Origin of the sequence: Microcoleus sp. S28C3, assembly GCF_036700785.1 — a bacterium.
Taxonomy (GTDB): Bacteria; Cyanobacteriota; Cyanobacteriia; order Cyanobacteriales; family Microcoleaceae; genus Microcoleus; species Microcoleus asticus.
Genome location: NZ_JAUBPO010000078.1, coordinates 13148 through 33819 on the forward strand (window position 1 = coordinate 13148; position 20672 = coordinate 33819).

Annotated in this window: 17 protein-coding genes and 1 tRNA gene; 10 read left to right on the top strand and 8 right to left on the bottom strand. The window is 46.4% G+C overall.

All coding sequences use genetic code 11. The features are described from left to right. Positions 1 to 135: 135 nt before the first annotated feature. A complete protein-coding gene (locus QUA13_RS21810; protein ID WP_333201824.1) occupies positions 136 to 1659 on the bottom strand; it encodes a serine/threonine-protein kinase in 1524 nt (507 codons plus the stop codon). A gap of 396 nt (positions 1660 to 2055) precedes the next feature. Here QUA13_RS21810 and QUA13_RS21815 point away from each other — a divergent pair. The 3 genes from QUA13_RS21815 (at position 2056) to QUA13_RS21825 (ending at position 7495) form a co-directional block, all read left to right on the top strand. After that, positions 2056 to 2128, top strand: a tRNA-His gene (locus QUA13_RS21815). Positions 2129 to 2310: 182 nt separating this feature from the next. After that, positions 2311 to 6615 carry an AAA domain-containing protein gene (locus QUA13_RS21820; RefSeq protein ID WP_333201826.1) on the top strand — a complete coding sequence of 1435 codons (4305 nt, stop codon included), beginning with the start codon at positions 2311 to 2313 and terminating at the stop codon, positions 6613 to 6615. Then, entirely contained in the window at positions 6593 to 7495 is a 903-nt protein-coding gene (locus QUA13_RS21825) for a hypothetical protein (protein WP_333201828.1), read from the top strand. The genes QUA13_RS21820 and QUA13_RS21825 overlap by 23 nt, the downstream gene beginning before the upstream one ends. A gap of 77 nt (positions 7496 to 7572) precedes the next feature. Here the strand turns inward: QUA13_RS21825 and QUA13_RS21830 are convergent, their stop codons facing one another. Both QUA13_RS21830 and QUA13_RS21835 read right to left on the bottom strand, forming a co-directional pair. Continuing rightward, a complete protein-coding gene (locus QUA13_RS21830; RefSeq protein WP_333201830.1) occupies positions 7573 to 7950 on the bottom strand; it encodes a hypothetical protein in 378 nt (125 codons plus the stop codon). 42 nt (positions 7951 to 7992) lie between these two features. Continuing rightward, on the bottom strand, positions 7993 to 8253 hold the full coding sequence (locus QUA13_RS21835) for a hypothetical protein (protein ID WP_333201832.1): 261 nt from the start codon (positions 8251 to 8253) through the stop codon (positions 7993 to 7995). A 159-nt stretch (positions 8254 to 8412) separates the two neighbouring features. Between QUA13_RS21835 and QUA13_RS21840 the strand changes: the two genes are divergently transcribed. Then, on the top strand, positions 8413 to 8637 hold the full coding sequence (locus QUA13_RS21840) for an element excision factor XisH family protein (protein WP_333201834.1): 225 nt from the start codon (positions 8413 to 8415) through the stop codon (positions 8635 to 8637). Further along, positions 8625 to 8960 (top strand): XisI protein, encoded by a 336-nt coding sequence (locus QUA13_RS21845; RefSeq protein WP_333201836.1) that lies wholly within the window; start codon positions 8625 to 8627, stop codon positions 8958 to 8960. The genes QUA13_RS21840 and QUA13_RS21845 overlap by 13 nt, the downstream gene beginning before the upstream one ends. Positions 8961 to 9049: 89 nt before the next feature. On the opposite strand, the gene QUA13_RS21850 is transcribed toward QUA13_RS21845, so the two are convergent. The 3 genes from QUA13_RS21850 to QUA13_RS21860 all read right to left on the bottom strand — a co-directional run bounded on the left by QUA13_RS21850 (position 9050) and on the right by QUA13_RS21860 (position 11729). Then, on the bottom strand, positions 9050 to 9568 hold the full coding sequence (locus tag QUA13_RS21850) for an S-layer homology domain-containing protein (protein ID WP_333201838.1): 519 nt from the start codon (positions 9566 to 9568) through the stop codon (positions 9050 to 9052). A 70-nt stretch (positions 9569 to 9638) separates the two neighbouring features. Further along, positions 9639 to 10388, bottom strand: coding sequence for a DUF3747 domain-containing protein (locus tag QUA13_RS21855; protein ID WP_333201840.1), 750 nt, complete (start codon positions 10386 to 10388; stop codon positions 9639 to 9641). 348 nt (positions 10389 to 10736) lie between these two features. After that, a complete protein-coding gene (locus QUA13_RS21860) occupies positions 10737 to 11729 on the bottom strand; it encodes a ribose-phosphate pyrophosphokinase (RefSeq protein ID WP_333184463.1) in 993 nt (330 codons plus the stop codon). An 808-nt stretch (positions 11730 to 12537) separates the two neighbouring features. Here QUA13_RS21860 and QUA13_RS21865 point away from each other — a divergent pair. From QUA13_RS21865 to QUA13_RS21880, 4 genes are all read left to right on the top strand, one after another. Beyond that, positions 12538 to 12996: a GatB/YqeY domain-containing protein gene (locus QUA13_RS21865; protein WP_333201842.1), complete on the top strand. Its 459-nt coding sequence runs from the start codon at positions 12538 to 12540 to the stop codon at positions 12994 to 12996. Between the two features lie 375 nt (positions 12997 to 13371). Then, a complete protein-coding gene (locus tag QUA13_RS21870; protein ID WP_333201844.1) occupies positions 13372 to 15030 on the top strand; it encodes a serine/threonine-protein kinase in 1659 nt (552 codons plus the stop codon). 60 nt (positions 15031 to 15090) lie between these two features. Then, a complete protein-coding gene (bioD, locus tag QUA13_RS21875; protein WP_333201846.1) occupies positions 15091 to 15798 on the top strand; it encodes a dethiobiotin synthase in 708 nt (235 codons plus the stop codon). A 256-nt stretch (positions 15799 to 16054) separates the two neighbouring features. Beyond that, positions 16055 to 17269 (top strand): M20 family metallopeptidase, encoded by a 1215-nt coding sequence (locus tag QUA13_RS21880; RefSeq protein WP_333201848.1) that lies wholly within the window; start codon positions 16055 to 16057, stop codon positions 17267 to 17269. A gap of 127 nt (positions 17270 to 17396) precedes the next feature. Here QUA13_RS21880 and QUA13_RS21885 read toward each other — a convergent pair whose 3' ends face one another. Both QUA13_RS21885 and QUA13_RS21890 read right to left on the bottom strand, forming a co-directional pair. Continuing rightward, positions 17397 to 18377 (bottom strand): aldo/keto reductase, encoded by a 981-nt coding sequence (locus tag QUA13_RS21885; protein ID WP_333201850.1) that lies wholly within the window; start codon positions 18375 to 18377, stop codon positions 17397 to 17399. A gap of 67 nt (positions 18378 to 18444) precedes the next feature. Beyond that, on the bottom strand, positions 18445 to 19836 hold the full coding sequence (locus QUA13_RS21890) for a glycoside hydrolase family 10 protein (protein ID WP_333201852.1): 1392 nt from the start codon (positions 19834 to 19836) through the stop codon (positions 18445 to 18447). 195 nt (positions 19837 to 20031) lie between these two features. Between QUA13_RS21890 and QUA13_RS21895 the strand changes: the two genes are divergently transcribed. After that, a partial coding sequence (locus tag QUA13_RS21895) for an FAD-dependent oxidoreductase (protein WP_333201854.1) occupies positions 20032 to 20672 on the top strand: 641 nt, incomplete at its 3' end.

Genomic DNA, 20672 nt, shown 5'->3' on the forward strand with positions numbered 1-20672 from the left:
TTCGCCTTAATCCATTGTGCGACAAGCGATCGCACCGAGCCTCGGTCGATGGATACATCTAGCTCGACAAATTTCTCTGCTTTCAGGTAGAGTTTAAATATGAAATTTTACTTAGTGAGTCGGTAGACCAAATTACTATTTAGGAGCAGCTTTATTGTCGCACTCGGTTAATTTTGCTGACAGGGCATCGAGATGCCGCAGCCACTGAATGCCGCCAACCCAACTGCGAGAGGGGAGGTGTCCGATTGGTGCTTGCTGACTAAATTTAATCTGCCCTAAAGTATTAGCAGAATTGTAGGTTTGCCAGTTGACCAGATCGCAAAATCTGATATAATCTCCCTTAACGCTTTCGTAAATCTGCTTTTGGATGCTGAAGCCAAACCGACCTTGACTGTAGTGCAACCACAGGCGATCGACTGTTTGCAAATCTTCGCAGGGTAGCTGGTAAATTTGGCTAATTTCTAGCTGAGTTCCCGGTGGCTGGGAAAGAGATTGACACATCAAGCCCCAAGTTTCGCGATCGGCTTCTTTCCACTTTTTGTTTGACAAAAAATCCCGCAATTTGGTATAATCAACTCCCCGTGCAGAAATCATGGTCGGATCGAGATTTGAAGTAACAGATAAGGAAAAAGTTTCTGCGGAATTGGGGACGGCATTTGTGGGTAAAATTGGAGAATCAGGAGTTTGTAGCGCGCTGAGATCGGTTGAGTTGTCGCTATTACTGAGAGTAGGAGCGATCGGCTTTTTGGGCAAAAGCAAATTTTGATGGCGCATATCTAAAGCTGCTTGGGTATCTTGCAAAACTTCCGCAGCAAAACTGTACCGCTGATTGAGATTAGTTTGCAGCAATTTATCTAAAATTTCACCTAACTCCTCGCTAATACTCGTGGCTTTGGGGAGAAACTCGCGCCACCACCAGCGATCGTTGTTGCAGTCGTACATATCCAAGGGAGGAACTTGCGTCATCAGGCGAATGCAAGTAACACCTAAACTGTAAAGGTCGCTAGCAGGAAATACTTTGCCGCGCATTTGTTCGGGAGCTACATAATCTTGACTGCCGATGAGCGTTGCTGGACGGAGTATGGCTGTATCAGTCATTAGTTTGGCAATGCCGAAATCGATCAATACGAGTTTGTTGTCCGATTGGCGGCGGATAATATTTTCGGGTTTGATGTCGCGATGAATGACGCGCTTGTCGTGGATAAATTGCAGCACGGGCAATAAGTCTTGCAGCAGTTGCCAAATTTCATCTTCATCGTATACACTCAGGTCTAATTCTTGTTTAAGAGTCGATCCCTCTATAAACTCTTGAACTAAATAAATATGACCTTCTTGTTCAAAGCAGGCTAATAATGTGGGGATTTGCGGGTGTTTTCCGAGTTCGTCTAAACGGACGCCTTCTTGCCGAAATAATTCAACGGCTTTGTTGAAAATTTCGGGGTCGCGGTCGTAAAAATAAAATTGCTTGACTGCACAGCGGGGTAAAGATGGGATGTCTTCATCAATTGCTAGGAAAGTTTTACCAAATCCGCCTCTACCTAAAAGTTCAATTGGGCGATATCGCTGTCTCAGCAACAGGTTAAAGCCGCAGTTCAAGCAAAATTTGGCGGTGTGGGAGTTTTGAGGATTTTGACATTCTGGGTTGACACAGTAGCTCATATCGATTTTAGATTTTAGATTTTAGATTTTAGATGGCGGACAAGACTTTTTTTTAAACGAACCGCGAAGACGCGAAGCGGCGCGAAGGAATAGGGAAGAGAGAAGAGAGAGAAGAGAGAGGGTTGACAACTGATGTAGTTCGAGATATGAGGCTATTTTAATGCGCTGGGTCGAATCGGGACGCTGCCAGAGCTGCTGAGTCCGGGCCGCGCGACGGCTGGGGCGCGGGATAGTTGCCGATCGCGCGGAGCGAAAATTGTGCTAAACTCTTACTGTGCTTGAAATTTGAGGCACAATCGATCTGTCCGGTTCAGGGACGCTCAGAAATATTTCAAAATATTTTTGCCTTACCCCTAGACTTGTGCTGAGATCTGATGCTATAGTTAAAAACATATGGCGAGTGTAGCCAAGTGGTTAAGGCAGTGGTTTGTGGTACCACCATTCGTGGGTTCAATTCCCATCATTCGCCCTTTTAATTCTGAACTGTTTAATTCGATCGCCCGTCGGCTGTACGGTAATTTGCGATATTCGTAGGGTGTGCAGTGCACACCTTAATCTTTTTGGGGATTTAACGGTTCTGTCGGTACAAGTTCCGATGTGCTAATCTTAAATCCAATCTAAAGTCTAAAATCTAAAATCTAAAATCAAAATATGCCATCTTTAGTAACAGAAGATTGGGGATATAAATTTAGTGGCGATCGCACAATTAATAAGTTTATTCGGGATATTGAAGGAGAAGCAGCTTTAGGGAAATATTGCGATTGGGAATGCAGAGAACGTGCGGAAATTCTGATGTCGGAGATAGCTGGCAAATCCCACAATCTGTTCTACGTGCGCCGCCAAAAGGTAAATGAGAGATTTTCTGAAGAAGAAATCTGGGAATTGCTGCTTGCTACTGATGGAGATGATTTTGAATTACCCGAATTGTTGCAAAAAGCCGATCGCACTTTGCGGTTGTTAGCAACTGTACGCTGTGAAGACGGAATCGGCGGTTTAAAACTGCTGGATGCTGGTTTGGTGGCGGTTCCCAGAGGGAGGAAAGATGGGTATTCTTTGCCGGTTCAGTTGCGACTTTTGGCTAACAGTAGATCGCCAATTCCTGTAAAGTCGATCGCCCGCGTCCAACAAATGCCGTTTTGGGACGACAGACACATACCAACTACGGAACAACTAAAAGTTTGGCATACTTTTTTAAATGTGGAAAAACGCATCGCGGAAGCGCGTCAATTTTGCGTGCCTTTCCGAGGACACAATTACGGTTCCGGCTTCAAAATCGTCACTTTTGAAATCGATCGTAATTCCGCAACTCTTGACGGCTACGAGGAAAATTTCTTAGAATTGGGCGACTTTCGCGAAAGGCTAAAAAAGGCACGAAATGAAGAAATTATCCTGTTTGATTCGCCGCCCGGAAGCAGAAGCAGCCGCGATGGAGAGACATTAGGTAGCATCGCCGAAATTGACTTTGAACATGGTAAATTACGGATTAAGTTAGATGTTGATTTAGGCGATCGCATGGCGGGCGGCAGATATCAACTGCCGAAACAAGGATTCTTGTATTTTGAGGCTGCGGGCGATATCAGTCAGATCGAACGCAAGAAAAAAGCTTTAAAAATGCTGACAGACGGTCGCGCTCAAAATCCCTATTTGAGCGATTTTTTATTCGACTCTTCTCAGGCGAGAATGCCCGAAAAACTGATAAAATTGGATCGGGAAAACTTATTAAATCGCAATGCTAATGACGACCAACTTGCCGCCGTAGAAACCGTGCTTTCGGCGCGGGATTTAATTTTGATTCAAGGCCCGCCGGGAACTGGCAAAACGACTGTGATTGCGGAGATTTGCTATCAAATTGCCCGTCAGGGCGGCAAAACGCTCATTGCTTCCCAAGCAAATTTGGCTGTAGACAATGCTTTGAGTCGGTTAGTTCACAATCCGGCAATTCGGGCTTTGCGGAAGGGAAAAGCTCATAAGGTGCAGGAAGAAGGGCAGCCGTTTTTAGAGGAAAATGCGATCGGCACTTGGCTGCAAAATACGGCGACTGACTGCGAACAAAAGCTCTCGCAGCGCCAAACCAATGTCAAATCTTTGCGCCAGTTGGTGGCAGAATCCGAGCGATTTACCGCCTACTTTGCCGCAGAAAAAGATTTTTTTAATGAACTCAAACACCTGCACGACAGTAAAGCAAGTATTGAGGAAAAGTACAGCCAGCAAGCAGCAGATTATGAACTGATTTTAACCGAAAAAAGCGAGATTGAATCTCTAGTTAGTGGGTTAGAAAATCTGTTGGATGCGCCTAATGTTAACTGGGAATCTCCAGAAGTTGCCGAGTTTATGCCCCGACTAAAACCCTATTCAGAAGGCAATGTTTTAGTAGAAAACTTTATGGCAAATGTTCGGATTGCCGCTAGCAATGCTACTCAAATAGGTTTCGATCGCCCTGCTTGCGGCGCGTTTGGGATTGGGGTTTGGCTGCAGGAAACTGTAGCAGCGCAAATATCGGAATTTAAGACAGCATTCGATCGGGCTGATGATGTTTGTCACGCTATGTCAACGGTTGCGGAGTCGTTGCGGGTGTCGCGGCAGATGTCGGATGCTGTGAATCAACTCGAATTGGGCGATCGGCAAAATCAGACACACCGCCACAATCTCGAACAGAAAATCAAGAATTTGGAACTGCGAAAAGCGGAAATTGCAGCCGTTGTCGTCGCCGTTGCACAATGGATTGAGACGGCAGATACGGGGCTCTATGAAGTTGTGAAATCTTGCTGGGAAACGGGCGCAATGCTGACGGATGATATGGTAGAATTGCCCGCAGGATTGCTGAAAATTGCCCGATCGCTCAAATTGCCGATCCTGCCGCCCAAATGCAAAATCAATTTGCCCGATTTGGATCGGTTGCAAAAGGCGATATCCCACGAAGAAAGCGCAGGTTTTAAGGACATACAAGGGCAACAGTTCCGGTTTAGCGAGTTTCTGCACCTAAATTTGAGTCAAACGCCGATCGTGCTCTCAGCGGGCGATCGTACACAGTGGCAGCAACTAGCCAAAGACTTCGCCACCTACTCCCAAGTCAGCCCAAGTCAGCGCAAATTTATCATCGAAAAATCTCGCAGTTTCTTAGGTAGCATTCAACAATTTTACAGTCAATCGTTGCAGCCAAATCATATCCAAGCTACCTTCGATCGCCTAGTCAAAGAATTGCTGCACAGTATCCTCGCAAATGCGCGTCAGTGTGTGGTTCCCCTGAAAACCGAAACCGAACAGCAGCTTATAAAACAGCAACAGTTATTAGATAAAATCGGTCAAACCTTAAACCAGCAGCAAATATCCGCCGCTAAACTTCAGGTAGAAACAGCGCAGCAAGAGGCAAACTTAAAAATTAGCGAAGTTACTAATTTGTTGCAAGCAATTGTCCAACAGCCAAACGCACCTGAAAAATTGCGGATTTTATCCGAACAATATCTCGCCCAAAAATCCAATATTTGGGAGCAACCGCAGCAGTTTGTCAAGCAAGTTGAGGCTTGGAAAGCAAGCACGGTTCAGCTTGAAAAATCCATTGCTGACTTAGATCCTTTTGGGGTTTTGGAGACTCTCAAAAACAGTCTTGACGAGAATTTATCCCCGCTGCAAGTTGCTGCTGCAACTTCGCAGCAGCAACTCGCCGAACTTCAAAAAGAATTGAGCGAAATTACCGCTCAACTGCAACAGCAGCAACCGACATCCGCATTACTTGTTGAGAGAAATTGGTGGGAGTCAGCATGGCAAACTATCCCCACTCAATACCAGCCAGAAGTTCCGAATACAGGAATATTCAGCGTAGCTTTTTTAAACAAAATTAAGCGTTTATTCAAAACTTGGCAGCGAAAATTAGAACAAGAAGAAACAGCCCTAAATCGCTCTCAAACGTTTGTGACAGATTGGATTCAAAAACTCCGCAATCCATCAGAAAAAGACCGCAACGATTTAAAGCAAATTTATATTGACAATGCCAACGTAATCGGTATTACTTGCGTGCAAGCTGCCAGTTTCGATTTTACTAAAAACTTTCCCAGCTTTGATGCAGTCATCATTGACGAAGTTAGCAAATGCACTCCCCCAGAGTTGTTAATTCCCGCTTTGAAAGGCAGAAAGTTAGTATTAGTTGGCGATCACCGGCAATTGCCGCCGATGTTTAATCAAAGTACGATCGACGATATTGCCGAAGACATCGGCTGTACCGGAGACGAACTTAGCTTCATAAAAGAGTCGCTGTTCAAAGTATTGTTTGAAAATGCCAGCGACAGCATCAAAAAAATGCTGACAACTCAATACCGAATGCACCCGCAAATCATGGGCGCAATCAATCAGTTTTACCAGCAAAAACTCAACTGTGGCATTCAGGAAGCTGACACCAAACGCGCCCACAACCTCGCAGGTAAAATCATTCAAGAAAACAATCACATTCTGTGGGTGAAAACGCCTATCGGACAAGGGTTTGAAGAGGAAAAACAGGGTACTTCGCGGTTGAATGTCAAGGAGATTGATGCGATCGAGCGTTTGTGCGAACAAATGGAGACAGCTTGGCGGCCCAAAGTTGCTGACGGAGAACCACCGAAAGAAATCGGAATTATCACTTTTTATGCTGCTCAATTAAATGCAATTAAAGACAGAATCGAAGGCGAAAGATTCCCTGCTTTGAGCATCCGCACTGGTACGGTTGACATATTTCAAGGCATGGAAAGACCTGTAATTATTGTCAGCACAGTGTGCAATAATGTTAGGGGCGATATTGGATTTGCTAAGGAACCGGAACGGGTGAATGTGGCATTTTCCCGCGCTCAAGAATTGCTGGTAGTTGTCGGCTGCCACGATTTATTTACCCAACAAACAGGTACTGTCGGAAAAATGTATCAGGAAGTTTCAAAAACGGTGCGTCACTGCGGAGGCTTTGTAGATGTTTCTAGCGTCCTCAACTAAAACAATTGACTCGAATTTAAGTTCGCTAGCGGAACAAATGGAGCAACAAAATCCGGGTTTGTCAGTGTTGGCGGCGCGTCAATTCCGCTTCGCAATCCGGCAAACTCCGCTGGAGGTGGCGATTAGCGAACCGCGCCAGTTTAACGTGTTGGAAGAGTTCATTTTGCGGGCGGGGGTTGAGTTTGAACCTGCGCCAACTTTGAAGGAATTGGCGGATTTGCTGGGGTTGGACGAGATTTTTGTGAAGACTGCGGCGGCGACTCTGGTTAGTTTGGAAAGCTTGGAGGTGGCTGAAAACGGGAAAATTGCGATCGCCCCCCAAGGTAGAGATTTTTTCGATAAAGGTGCGGTTAGTCGATCGCAAATTCAATCAATTTACGCCATTTCCGATCCGCTGAATCAAACTCTTACCTTTAAATTCGATGCTTTAGCGACCGAATCGGTCAACTTGCCAGATTTAGCAGATTTAGTTTCGCTCGAACATAAAATTACCGACCTTGCGGATTTAAGTATAGCAGAAATCCAGCCGTTAATTCAAGCTTCCGGCTTAGGAATTCACGTCCCCGAAAACGGCAAAATCGTGTCAAAGTGCGATGTCATCGGCGACGATTTAGATATTTGGCAAACAGTCTCGATTTTTGTGTTGTTAGATGCGATCGAAAATAAAACTACTATTCAAGTCCGACAGGGAAAGCAAATATTAGAAACCGCATCAAACCGACTCAACGAACTAGAATCCCAGCAAAAACTTTCCTTAAATGACTTGTGCAAATTACCAGAAGATGCCATCTTGCAAGAGCCAGAAATAATCGCCACTCCAAAAACTCGGAAATCGGCATCTAAGAAGAAACGCAAGGAAACAGACCCAGAAAACAAGTAAACTGGACAAGCTGCAAATAAAAGCGATCGCTACGCAGGTAACGCAGCGATCGCACTCTTGAGCAAGATTAAATAAAGTTAATCTTTATCGAAATAAAAGCCTACTATAACTCCCAGCAGAGTTATTTGAGAGGAAATAATGACAGGAATTAAATCCTTTGCCAACTCTTTACCAGAATTTGGAATTAGAGAGTTTGAACCTACAACAACAAAAACCCCAAACACTGTAGCACTGAAGACAGTCAGTAAATGATTGGTCGTTTTTGAGCGAGTCTGCTCTCGCTCTCGCTCCTTATCAACCCAAGCTTTTACATCTTCGCGTACTTCCTTTTTAGGCGGAACGCTAATAATGTAGTTGTTGATATCCAGCTTACCGTCCAGAACGATAGGCTCAAAAATATCGCGCTGCTCTGGCTGGATCTGAGAATAGTTATGCGGGTCGTATTCTGTCTTCATAGCGGCTCCTAAATAGGTTGTTGGAGCCTCCCGCAGCTTGCTTCATCTAAAAATAACTTCCCGTACTTCCTTATCGGAAGTCAGAAGTAAAACTTTAGACCCTTGTTTTATCTCTTTATAAAGGTAAGCTTCAGTTGCAATAGCTTTCCGAAGCGCTTCAGTTTGAGTTATCCCTTGGGTTGCAGCAAGCCATTCCAATAGTTGAGCAGCATCCGAAGATAAAGTGACGGACATCCGCTTAACATTTGGGGGAGGCGGTGCGTGTGTGTTCTTAAACTGCTTAGTCATCATCGTTTCCACCATATTTTTCTCCACCATCCACCTATTATAAACCAAAAAAATAACTTTAGGTGCTTTTTACACACCAATTTGGTGTATTTATAATTTTTTCAGATTAAAAAACTGCTAGCCCCCACTAGGGTATAGCCCAAACTGTTACAACACTTTACATTACGTACGATTTTGCACATATTTCGGCTTTACTCCCTCACTACCAAAAGATTTGTAGGTTATCGGCTGGGCCTGGCATCGGTTGAACCCGATCGCAAATTGTATTTGGCAGTGCCAGTTGACGTGTATAAAACATTTTTTCAGTACGAGTTTACTCAAACTGCGGTACAACAGTATCAGGTGTTGCTAATCGTATACGATCCAACAAATGAGGTAATTGTGCAATGGACAAACTAGCTCAATATCGTCAATATGTTCAGACATTAATCACTCGTTATGCCGAAGATGATGTTTCCGATGATGAAGTCGAAGTGCAACTAATCTTAGACACAGAACGAGATCATTATCAGTGGATGAATGTCGGCTGGGAACACTTAACCCGGATTTATCGAAGCATCATTCACATTGACATCAAAGATGGAAAAATCTGGCTTCAGCAAAATTTAACCGACCAAAATCCTGCCGAGGAATTAGTTGCAATGGGAGTACCGAGAGAGGATATTGTTTTGGGATTGCAACCCCCATACAAGCGGCCGTATACTGATTACGGTGTAGCGTAAAATGTCAAGCTAAAAAAACACAATACTCAGATTCCCAACTTCTTGAAGAAGTCGGGGGTATAATTCGCCCTACTGAGCCTTAACGCATTTCAGAATCCGCAAAGTAGCCGCCGCGTAATTCCGCTTTGCAGAATCATCGAAAGCAAACCGCCAATTTCGTTAATAGCGGCAGCAACAGAACAATAAGAAGACATTTGAGTAATAATAGAAGCAGCCCAATAATTCTGAATGTCTGACAAAGTTTTAGACGGCTCTTTAGCAACTAAATTCGGCTGCATTCCCCGCGCCGACAAACCAAATTCCGCCGCTCGACGACGCACCGCCATCAATTCAGCGCGAGTGACGGGCTGCGTAGGTTTAAAAGTTCCATCTTGATAGCCGCTAACTATCTTGTTGTCTCGCGCAAATAGAACTTTTCCGGCACTCCAGCGAGAAATATCAACGTCGCTATAGGGACGGATAGAAACATGGCTAGGAAATATGATATTAGCACCTTGTATTCCTTTTAAGGATTCCCAAACTAAAGATACCAATTGCTCTCTGGTAACAGCAAGTTGCGGTCGAAAGGTATTATTTTGAGAAAACCGGGCTACAAACCTAAAGCCCACAGCTTCTTTAATTTCGGAAGCGTAGATATCATCGGTAGCTATCTCCGAATTGTAGAAAAGCTAGTATTGCTTACGGTATTGGTATTTCCTGCGGTATTTCCTGCGGTGTTGGCTGCGGTAATGGCTGCGGTAATGGCTGCGGTAATGGCTGCGGTGTTGGCTGCGGTATTGGTATTGGTATTGGTATTGGTATTGGTATTGGCTGCGGTATTGGCTGCGGTAATGGCTGCGGTATTGCTTCGGTATTGCCTCCGGTATTGCCAATTGTTCCCGGTGCGGGTTGATTGGTAGTGAAATAAAAGTGACCTAATGTGCGGCCTTGGTAAGCTCTTTTACTCAAGTGCCAAGCAGGATCGAGACTGATTTTCATGAAGTCGTTAACATCGCCGTTTGTGCGACCGATAATCACCGAATCACCTTGGAAATCTACCGGAGTTCCCATTAATAGAACATTGCCATCAACACTTTCCAAGGTCAGGCTGTATTTTAATGCTAAATCGGTGCCGGCCATGCGAATTGAAAAGCCGTTACTGTCTGTTGCGCGACCACAAATACCGGTGAAATCAAAAGTAACTAATAACGGATTAACTTTCACTGGATTAGAGCCGCTTTCGCTCCAGCACTGCCGTTTGTCAGATACCTGTTCTAAAATTAGCAATTGGTAGCCACCGTAAGGGCGGGGTTGGGCGATGACAATTACTCGGTCTTGGCTAATTTCGGTTTCGTCAAAAGTAAATGCTTTAGCCGAACCGATCGCCCCGAGTGTTAAAATTGCTGAACCTGCCAGTGCGGCCACTGTTCGTACAAGTGAATGTTTCATGATTTTTGCCTATTGGCTCCTTATTTGAATGAGACTTATCTAGAATATAAAAAAGTCGTGTTCTTTACACAACAAGATAGGATTTTAGCATCTCTTGTTCCGGTGGTACCAAGTGCGATCGCACAACGACAATAAAATTGGTTTGTAGCCCGGTGAGGGCGGGTTTATAGATATTCTGGATGTGAATTACACATTCTTCGTGAGAGCCGCCCCTACAAGTGTTATGGCTATTTTACCGAGGTACTTGATATTACTTGCGGGAAATTATCGCACTATCCGAAAAAAAAATGGTGCGTTAACCAAGTGTAACGCACCCTAAAACAAACATTCAAAAAGCGCCTTTCCTGTCTAGCGGAACATACTGCTAACAGAACTATCTTCGTGAATCCGCCAAATAGTTTCTCCCAGCAAATTCGCTACCGAAAGCACTGTCAACTGCTTAAAACGGTTCTCTTCAAGCACAGGAATTGTATTCGTAACAATTACCTCTTCCAACACCCCGCTAGACAAACGCTCGATCGCCGGAGGCGAAAACACCGCATGAGTAGCACAAGCATAAACCTGCCTCGCACCCTCGCGGCGCAACAATCTCGCGCCCTCAGAAATCGTGCCGGCAGTATCGATCATGTCGTCCACCAACACGGCTGTTTTGCCCCTCACATCACCGATGAGGTTCATCACTTCTGCCACGTTGTGAGCTTGGCGGCGCTTGTCAATAATTGCCAGGGGAGCATCGCCAAGTTTTTTGGCAAAAGCTCTCGCCCTAGCTACTCCGCCAACATCCGGCGAAACCACAACAATATCCGTCAACTTCTTGCTCGCCAGATAATCCAAAAGCACTGGCGAACCGTAAACGTGGTCAAAAGGAATGTCAAAATAACCTTGAATCTGAGCCGAGTGCAAATCCATCGCCAAAATGCGACCGGCCCCAGCTTCAGTAATCAAATTAGCCACCAACTTCGCAGTAATCGACTCTCTTCCAGCCGTTTTGCGGTCAGCCCTAGCATATCCGTAATAGGGAATGACGGCAGTAATTTGTCTGGCCGAAGCGCGCCGACAAGCATCGATCATAATTAACAATTCCATGAGGCGATCGTTTACCGGACCACAAGTGGGCTGAATCAAGTAAACATCGCAACCCCGAATCGATTCTTGAATTTGAACGTAGAGTTCCCCATCAGCGAACCGCTTGCGAACCATCGGCCCCAAATCGATCCCCAGATAGCGAGCCACCTCTTGGGCGAGGGGAACATTAGCAGAACCGGAGAACAGCCGGAGACGGTCGTGAGCGGAAACCGGCGGCTCGGGAAGCGAAAGCGGTAAAGTAGCAGAACGGATCACAGCAGGCCTCTTGCAGGACGTTTATTCCACCGCTATCTTACCATCGGAAACTAGAAATATTCAGCCAATTCTTTGAGAGATTTAACTTTCGGAGCTGCCACAAGTGTGAAGTTAGGCGAACTGAATAGGACTTGGAGAAATATGTCCGATAAACCGGGTTTCTAGCCCACCTTCCGCATTTTCAACGGTCACAATCGGTTTTTAGTTATTTTTATCTAGCAATAAAGCTATAAATTATACTTTGATACCGTAGGTTAACCGGTAAAAAACTTTTTAAAGGCATAATTTATTACTTTACTTTCGAGCCGACATTCCGCACCCTCAACGGTCACAATCGGTTTTTACTTATTTTTATCCAGCAATAAAGCTATAGATCGTACTTTAATACCGTAGGTTAACGGGTAAAAAACTTTTTAAAGGCATAATTTATTACTTTAAAGATAGAGTTTTCTGCGTAATTATGCTGTGTGACACCCCAGGGTGCGGAATCTGGGTTAAAGATAGAGTTTTCTACGTAATTGTGCTGTGCGATACCCCAGGGTGCGGAATCTGGGCTCTAGCGATATCATTACTGGCAGAAGTACGATCGCACTTCTGCCCCTACGTCTCAAAATTCTGGCGCAAGCCAATTTGGGGTCGAGGCTGGAAGTCTAGCCGCCCAAAATTCGGTCGAAGGCCGAAGGCATCCGGGTTTAATGCAATAAAAATGCCACCAACAGGCAATAAACTTGAAAAATACTGTAAAAAAAATTAAGAATCGGGAGCGCACTCCAGATTTTTGATATCGGGCAAAGCAAGGTAGAAATCGATGAGCTTAAGAGAACGCATTGACGCAGAAATCAAAGCAGCCATGAAGTCCAAGGACAAAGTTCGCTTGGAAACAGTTCGCGGCATCAAGAAATTTATTCTCGAAAAAGAAGTCAGCCTCCGTCCCTCCGGCCAAGACACGCTGACAGAAGCTCAAGAACTGGAAATTTTGATGCAAATAGCGAAACAGCGCCGGGATTCGATCGAACAATACCGCAAAGGCGGCCGCGAAGATTTAGTCGCACAAGAGGAGGCGGAGTTAGCAATTGTTGAAGAGTATTTGCCGGCGCAGATGTCAGACGAAGAGGTGAGTCAAGTCGTTGACGAAGTGATTGCTTCGGTTGGCGCTACTTCTGCAAAAGATATGGGCAAGGTGATGGGCAAGGCAATGCAGCAGCTTAAAGGCAAAGCAGACGGTAACAGAATTCAAGACATGGTGAAAGCAAAGCTTAGTCAGTAGTCAGTAGTCAGTAGACATCTCCCATAAATAATCTCAAGCTTTATAGAGATGTATGGCTTAGGCCGAGGGGCGACAATTTATTAGGGCTAAGACCAAAAAACCCGGTTTCTACGAAAAATCGCGCATTTCTCCCTTGAGATATTGACGCAGAAACCGGGTTTTTGCTCGGATATGCGGGTTGCAACCTGTGTATTTTCGTGAAAAGACCCGGTTTCTCAGCATCCTTGCGTTCAATAATGTCAAAAAAATGTACAATGCTAATTTTGGTCGGGACTGGGGACTACAGACAGTGAAGTATGCTCAAGAGCATTAAAGACATAGCATTACTAAGTCTGTGAGCGATCGTCTATTTTTTAACAGTTTCTACTTAAACTTATGCAGCCACCTATTGCTATTGGAACTCTCCTACAAAACCGCTACCGCTTGGTGAATATTTTAGGTCAAGGAGGATTTGGCCGGACTTATTTAGTAGAAGATTTGGGGCGGTTTCAAGAACGCTGCGCCCTGAAGGAATTGATTCCGGTGCAAAGCGGGCCTTACGTTTTGGAAAAATCGAAGGAATTGTTTCAAAGAGAGGCGGCAATACTTTACCAAATTGGGCACCCACAAATTCCCCAGTTTCGGGCAATATTTGAAGAGAACCAGCGTTTGTTTTTAGTGCAAGATTACGTGGAAGGGATGACTTACCGCGAACTGATGCTCGATCGAACTTCAACAGGCCGCACCTTCACTGAAGCCGAAGTCTTGGTATTTATCCGGCAAATGCTGCCGGTACTGGCTCACATCCACGCCCGCGGCATCATCCACCGCGACATCTCCCCAGAAAATATCATCCGCAGGGAAAACGACCAAATGCCGGTACTGATTGACTTTGGAGTGGTGAAGGAACTCGCCACCAAAGTCCAGTCTCCCGAAGGAACAGCCCACGCGACAACTGTCGGTAAAATCGGCTACGCGCCGATGGAACAGTTGCAAAGCGGGCGGGCAACTGCCAGCAGCGACCTCTACGCTTTAGCTGTAACGGCGATCGTCCTGCTGACGGGCAAAGAACCGCAGGAATTGCTCGATCAAACAACGCTGCAATGGAATTGGCAGCAGCGAGTGCAGGTGAGCACGGGTTTGGCTTTGGTGCTGAATCGGATGTTGAGCCGGTCTCCGGGCGATCGATATCAATCTGTCAGCGAAGTCGCCCAAGCACTCGACAACCAAACTAATCCTAAGCCTAACCCGCCAACTGTACCCCCCGCGCCAGCACCGGTGCCGTCAAATGCTTCGCTAATACCAACGGTGGCCGTGGGCCGGTCGCCGGAGCCAGCCGCCCAGAGTTCCCACCCCCAAAACCAGCCAGACCCGTTAATTGAGCCTGTTGGCGGCTCTTTTTGGGACAATCCCATCGCTGCGATCGGACTGCTGACGGGCTTAGTAATCTTGACTGGCTTCGGTTCCTGGGCTTTAGTCGGCTCATTTCTCAACAATTCGCGCCCCAAACCCACTCCGACACCGCCAGCACTTACAAGTCCGACCCCGACACTAACTCCGGTACCAAACCCGCTACCTTTGCCAACCCCAACCCCGCAACCTTTGCCGGAACCAAGCCCAGAACCTTTGCCGGAACCGAGCCCAGAACCTTTGCCGGAACCGAGCCCAGAACCTTTGCCGGAACCAAGCCCAGAACCTTTGCCGGAACCAAGCCCAGAACCTTTGCCGGAACCAAGCCCAGAACCAAGCCCAGCGCCAACTCCGACACCCAAACCGACGCCAGCGCCGACTCCTGCGCCCAAACCGACTCCGAAACCGACGCCCGCACCAACCCCCGCACCCAAACCGACGCCCGCACCAACTCCCGCACCCAAACCGACTCCCGCACCAACTCCCGCACCGTCACCGGAACCTGCCCCAACTCCCGCACCGTCGCCGGAACCTGCCCCAACTCCCGCACCGTCGCCGGAACCTGCCCCAACTCCCGCACCGGAACCGGAACCCGCACCGTCGCCGGAACCTGCCCCAACTCCAGCACCGTCGCCGGAACTCTAAACTTCTGGCAAAATTCCCCTAGACTGATGTTGAGGCCAATTATTTGTTAGCTATTTGTCAATGAACTCCTTGCTAATTGCTGGAACTGATACCGACGCGGGCAAAACTGTTTTGACCAGCGCTCTGGCTGCTTATTGGCAAATGTATTTTCCAGATCGCAGTTTGGGAATTATGAAGCTGTTGCAAACGGGAACGGGCGATCGCGAACTCTACAACCGTTTGTTTTCCCTCGACCAATCCCCCGAAGAACTCAATCCGCTGCACTTTGATGCGCCTCTAGCACCGCCGATTGCAGCCGAACGGGAGGGGAGACATATAGAACTCGAAAAGGTTTGGACGGCGTGGCAAAGCCTTTCTGAGCGCAAGGATTTTGTATTGGTGGAAGCTTTGGGAGGACTGGGATCGCCTGTAACGTGGGAACTGACGGTGGCTGATATTGCCAGGGATTGGCGGCTGAGGGGGGTTTTGGTAGTACCTGTGAGGTTGGGGGCGATCGGGCAAGCTGTGGCGAATGCTGCTCTGGCCAAACACACTGGTTTTAAGCTGAGAGGTATTGTGCTTAATTGCGTTAAAGCTTGTTCCGAACAAGAAATTGCCGATCGAGCGCCCGTTGATTTGATCCAGTCGCTGACTCAAATACCTGTGTTGGGTATTTTGCCGCATTTAGATGACCCGACTGACCTTGCTAAATTAGCTAAAGCAGCTTCAGATTTAGATTTAGAGCGGTTGCTACCAGGGGTTAATTTAGTTCCTCAGACTTCTAAATAACCCTATTCTCAACACCTCTGTTTCTCGTTCTTCTCTTCCTCTGCGTACTCTGCGCCCTCTGCGGTTCATTAAAAAAAAATCTCCGGCACAACTCAGATAGGATTGAAGAAGATTTTATTTTAACCGCAGAGACCGCAGAGACCGCAGAGAAAGAGAAGAGAGAGTTTCACAAATTATTCTGGGTTGCTATAATTAGTAATTACCATTTATTAAGTGACTAAACCTCAAAGTTAATAAAAAAAAAGGAGAATAAAACATGGTTTCTACTTTACCGAATTTAACCTCTGTCGATTTATCTCAGTTGCGGCTGGAAATTAGAAATTTGCAGCCTCAGCTAGTCGAATGGCGTCGCCTTTTGCACCAAAAACCGGAGTTGAGTTTTGATGAAAATTTAACGGCGCAGTTTGTCTCGCAAAAGTTGCAAGAATGGGGCATAGATCATCAAACTAATATTGCTAAAACTGGTATTGTCGCAACTATAGACAGCGGCAAACCGGGGCGGGTTTTGGCAATTCGGGCGGATATGGATGCTTTGCCCATTCAAGAGGAAAATGAGGTGGATTATCGATCGCAGCATGATGGAATTATGCACGCTTGCGGTCACGACGGGCACACTGCGATCGCCCTCGGTACTGTTTGTTATCTCGCAAAGCACAAACACAGCTTTTCGGGTAAGGTAAAATTTATCTTTCAGCCCGCCGAAGAAGGCCCAGGGGGCGCAAAACCGATGATTGAAGCGGGAGTTTTGAAGAATCCTGATGTTGATGCGATCGTCGGCTTGCATTTGTGGAACAATCTACCTTTGGGCACTGTAGGCGTCCGCAGCGGCGCGTTGATGGCGGCTGTCGAAGTTTTTGACTGCACGATTTTTGGCCAAGGCGGACACGGCGCAATGCCGCATCAGACTGTGGACTCGATCGTAGTTACAGCCCAAATTGTCAGCGCCTTGCAGGCAATTGTCGCGCGGAACATTGACCCAATCGACTCAGCGGTAGTAACTGTCGGCAAATTCCACGCAGGCGACGCCCACAACGTGATTGCCGACACCGCTCAAATTGGTGGCACGGTGCGCTATTTCAATCCAGCATATCAAGGTTATTTTGCCAAGCGAATCGAGCAATTAATTGCCGGAATTTGTCAGAGTCACGGGGCTAATTACAAATTAGATTATTGTGCACTTTACCCGCCAGTTATTAATGATTCGAGAATAGCTGAATTGGTACGCAGCGTTGCAGAATCAGTTGTAGAAACTCCTGCGGGGATCGTGCCGGAATGTCAAACAATGGGCGGCGAGGATATGTCGTTCTTTTTGCAAGAAGTTCCCGGTTGTTATTTCTTTTTAGGTTCGGCAAATCCAGAGAAAAACTTGGCTTACCCGCACCATCACCCGCGTTTTGATTTTGATGAAACTGCGCTGGGGATGGGTGTAGAAATGTTTGTGCGGTGTGTGGAAAATTTTTGTGCGATGTAAATAAGCCTTTTATGGGCGGGCTAGAAGCCCACCCCACAAGAAATTCATTCTTTGTGGAACAGGCAAATTCATGTCTTGTGGAACAGGCATCTTGCCTGTTCAGGAGAATGGTACAACATCTCAGATATTACCGAGTTTGAAAGATATTCTGCACCATTTTCTTATCTACACTCGCTGCCGCCTTATCCAATTCGCCAATCTCGCCCGAGTCTAACTCCCACCCCAAAGCACCAATATTATCCCTCGCCTGTGCCGCAGATTTCGCCCCCGGAATCGGAATAGTTTCTTTGCAGATGCACCAGTTAATTGCTACCTGCGAAACAGTCTTGTTTCTGAATGCCGCTATTTCTCGCAAACATTCCAAAAGCGATCGCATTCCCGGAAGTATCTGCTTGCACGCCAAACCTCGGATACCTTTAGGAAACGAGCCGTTTTCGGAATATTTACCCGTCAGCAAACCTAAGGCTAGAGGACTGTAAGCAATCAATTTTATCCCCAATTCATCGCAAACATCTTTCAACCCGAGTTCCGTCACCGGATAGGTAGAAAGTAGCGAATATTGCACTTGTAAAGTAACAATAGGAATTTGGCGATCGCTAAATTTACGATGCACCCATTTCAGGCGTTTAGGCCCGTAATTAGACAAACCCACTCCCTTGACCAATCCTTGCTCGTAAAGGTCAGCCAAACCGTCTAAAAGAGCGCTTTCTTGCCAAGGAGCGTAATTGGCTGTAGACCAGTGCATTTGCACCAAATCTACATTTTTTCCGAGGCGCGCAGCAGAGGCTTTGCAAGCAGATATCATTGATTGTCGCGTCAGTCTCCAAGGATAAGCAGCCAGTTTTGTCGCAATACAAATACTGTCTTTATTGGCACCTTGATATTGTTGAGAAAACTGCCCCAAAAGCTGCTCGCTGCGTCCATTTAATTTCCCAGTTCCGTAAGAGTCGCCGGTATCGAATAAAGTGACACCGCTGCTGACGCAAAGATTGAACGCGGCTTGCAATTCCTCGTCCATACTTTCATTGTAGCCCCAGAGGAATCTGTTGCCCCAAGCCCAAGTGCCGCAGCCCATTTTTGGCAGTAAAATTTTTTGGTTAGTTTGCATTTTTATTGATGATTAATGATTGAGATCGCGGTAAGGTGCGCATTGCGCACCCTAATTTTTAATTTTTTTACGTGGTTGGCGAGGGCGAAGGTGCGCTGTTTTTGGTAGGTTGCTCCGGCTTAGCTTTGGGGTCTGGTTTGGGTGGCGCAGGCGGAGGGAAAGTCGCCGCGCGTCTGGGTATTTGTAGCGCTGTTCGGAATGCAGAAGACGGGAAGAAATCGCTAAATTGAGAAAGTCGAACTGCGATGGGTTCTGGTGCAGATTCCCACAAGCTTTCGTAGTAGAAGAAAGCGACGCCTAAGCCGTATCCTTGGACTGCTTGCACCTGAGATTTAATTTGCTGAATCGGTACTGGGTTATTTCTCAAACCTGTCATAATCCCAACTCCGGTGGGAATTTTTTGGTGTGCTTCTTGCATTTCGGGACGGTTAATTTTTTCTACAAATGATTCTAAATTGGGACGGTACACTTGCACGATTAGCTCGTCGGCAATATCCAAACGCACCCAAGTCAGCCAATCTTGCAGGTGATGTTTGTAAGCAAACTCGTAGTAATTGGGAGAAATCGAGAAAATTGCATTGGGTTTGACTGCTTTGACGGCTTGATTTAGCTGCGACATAAAAGCGGTAATTTTATTGGCTCGCCACTGCACCCATGCTGGATTTTGAAAATCTTTGGGCGGCGCTTTTTTTGTTTCTTTGGTATACAAAGCAACTGTGTAGTCATCGTAGCCAAATTCCGACGGCAAACTCATGTGATCGTCAAATTGAATGCCGTCTGCGTTATATTGAGTGGTGATTTCTAGTACGAGTTCAGTAATGAATTGCTGCACTTCTGGATGAAAGGGATTGAGCCAAACTACTTCGCCGCCGGCGTCGTTTGATGTTTGGCTGCCGTCCTGTTTTTGTGTCAGCCACTCGGGATGATTTAAGGCTAATTCTGATGTGGGAGGAGCCATAAAACCAAACTCAAACCAAGGAATTACTAGCAGGCCTTGGCGGTGAGCTTTATCAATTAAATCTGCGAGCATATCTTGTCCGTCTAACCCTCTGTAAACAAAAGGTTGAATGTCTCTTTGCTGCGCTACATAGCTGGGATACATTGCATACCCAGAATTCCAGGCTACAGGATAAATAGTGTTAAAATTTAACCGTTTTAGTTGGCTGACAGCATCTTTTAGTTTGCGACGATCTCTGAGGATGTCTTTGTCGTTTGTCGTCATCCAAACGCCGCGAATTTCCTGGCGGGGTTGCTGGGCGATCGCCGGAATTAAGTTGTTCGCCAGCAATACTATAATGAATGAGAGGGCAAACAGAAGCGGTAAAAGAGTTTTAATCGATCGCTGCCAACTGCGGGGAATAATGCGTAATGTCATAGTTTTGAATGGTGAGTTAGCTGTAGAAACACACCCCGGCCTAATTTGCTGATAAAATTTGCTCGCTCTACAGTCTACAACCATTGGCGCTGAATGTGGAATCGGTTAAGTGCAATGGGTGGATTGATGTTATGCGATCGCAACTGAGCGAAGTATAATCCATGAGACAGAGAGTAGGTGAGAGCATTCTGTCAAAGTGCTGGGAGATCATTGATTACGCACTGCAAGCTCTCCTTACCGGACAGTGCCCCCAAGGATGCCTAGTGCTGTACAATATTGGTGCTGGAACATCTCGATCGAACATCTGTAATTGTGAAAGATTTAGTCTTAATTGGCGGCGGTCACAGTCATGCTATTGTATTAAAAATGTTCGGCATCAAACCGCTGCCGGGAGTGCGTTTGACTCTGATTAGCGACGTGCTGCACGCGCCTTATTCGGGGATGCTGCCGGGGCACGTTGCCGGGTTTTACAATTACGATGAATGTCACATCGATTTGCGATCGCTCGCTGAATTTGCCGGATGTCAAATATTAATCGATCGGGCGATCGCGATCGACCTTAACAAAAATTTAGTGATTTGTCAAACTCGCCCTCCGGTTAATTTTGATTTGCTTTCTGTGGATATCGGCAGCACTCCTGCGACTTTATCTGTACCGGGTGCCGCAGAATATGCAATTGCAGCTAAACCCGTACCGGAGTTTTTAGCTAGCTGGAATCAGTTAATTTCCGAAAGGCAAAACCATCCCCAAAAACCGCTGCGGATCGCCATTGTGGGGGGCGGTGCCGGCGGCGTAGAATTAGCATTAAATATGCAATCTCGATTGGGGGAGGAAGAGGGAAGAAGGAAGAGGGAAGAAGGAAGAGGGAAGAAGGAAGAGGGAAGAAGGAAGAGGGAAGAAGGAAGAGGGAAGAAGGAAGA

Bases quoted from the DNA above. Each gene is read 5' to 3' on its own strand.
- QUA13_RS21810 (WP_333201824.1), bottom strand. From the start codon at position 1,659: ATGAGCTACTGTGTCAACCCAGAATGTCAAAATCCTCAAAACTCCCAC.
- QUA13_RS21820 (WP_333201826.1), top strand. From the start codon at position 2,311: ATGCCATCTTTAGTAACAGAAGATTGGGGATATAAATTTAGTGGCGAT.
- QUA13_RS21825 (WP_333201828.1), top strand. From the start codon at position 6,593: ATGTTTCTAGCGTCCTCAACTAAAACAATTGACTCGAATTTAAGTTCG.
- QUA13_RS21830 (WP_333201830.1), bottom strand. From the start codon at position 7,950: ATGAAGACAGAATACGACCCGCATAACTATTCTCAGATCCAGCCAGAG.
- QUA13_RS21835 (WP_333201832.1), bottom strand. From the start codon at position 8,253: ATGGTGGAAACGATGATGACTAAGCAGTTTAAGAACACACACGCACCG.
- QUA13_RS21845 (WP_333201836.1), top strand. From the start codon at position 8,625: ATGGACAAACTAGCTCAATATCGTCAATATGTTCAGACATTAATCACT.
- QUA13_RS21855 (WP_333201840.1), bottom strand. From the start codon at position 10,388: ATGAAACATTCACTTGTACGAACAGTGGCCGCACTGGCAGGTTCAGCA.
- QUA13_RS21865 (WP_333201842.1), top strand. From the start codon at position 12,538: ATGAGCTTAAGAGAACGCATTGACGCAGAAATCAAAGCAGCCATGAAG.
- QUA13_RS21870 (WP_333201844.1), top strand. From the start codon at position 13,372: ATGCAGCCACCTATTGCTATTGGAACTCTCCTACAAAACCGCTACCGC.
- bioD (WP_333201846.1), top strand. From the start codon at position 15,091: ATGAACTCCTTGCTAATTGCTGGAACTGATACCGACGCGGGCAAAACT.
- QUA13_RS21880 (WP_333201848.1), top strand. From the start codon at position 16,055: ATGGTTTCTACTTTACCGAATTTAACCTCTGTCGATTTATCTCAGTTG.
- QUA13_RS21885 (WP_333201850.1), bottom strand. From the start codon at position 18,377: ATGCAAACTAACCAAAAAATTTTACTGCCAAAAATGGGCTGCGGCACT.
- QUA13_RS21890 (WP_333201852.1), bottom strand. From the start codon at position 19,836: ATGGTTGTAGACTGTAGAGCGAGCAAATTTTATCAGCAAATTAGGCCG.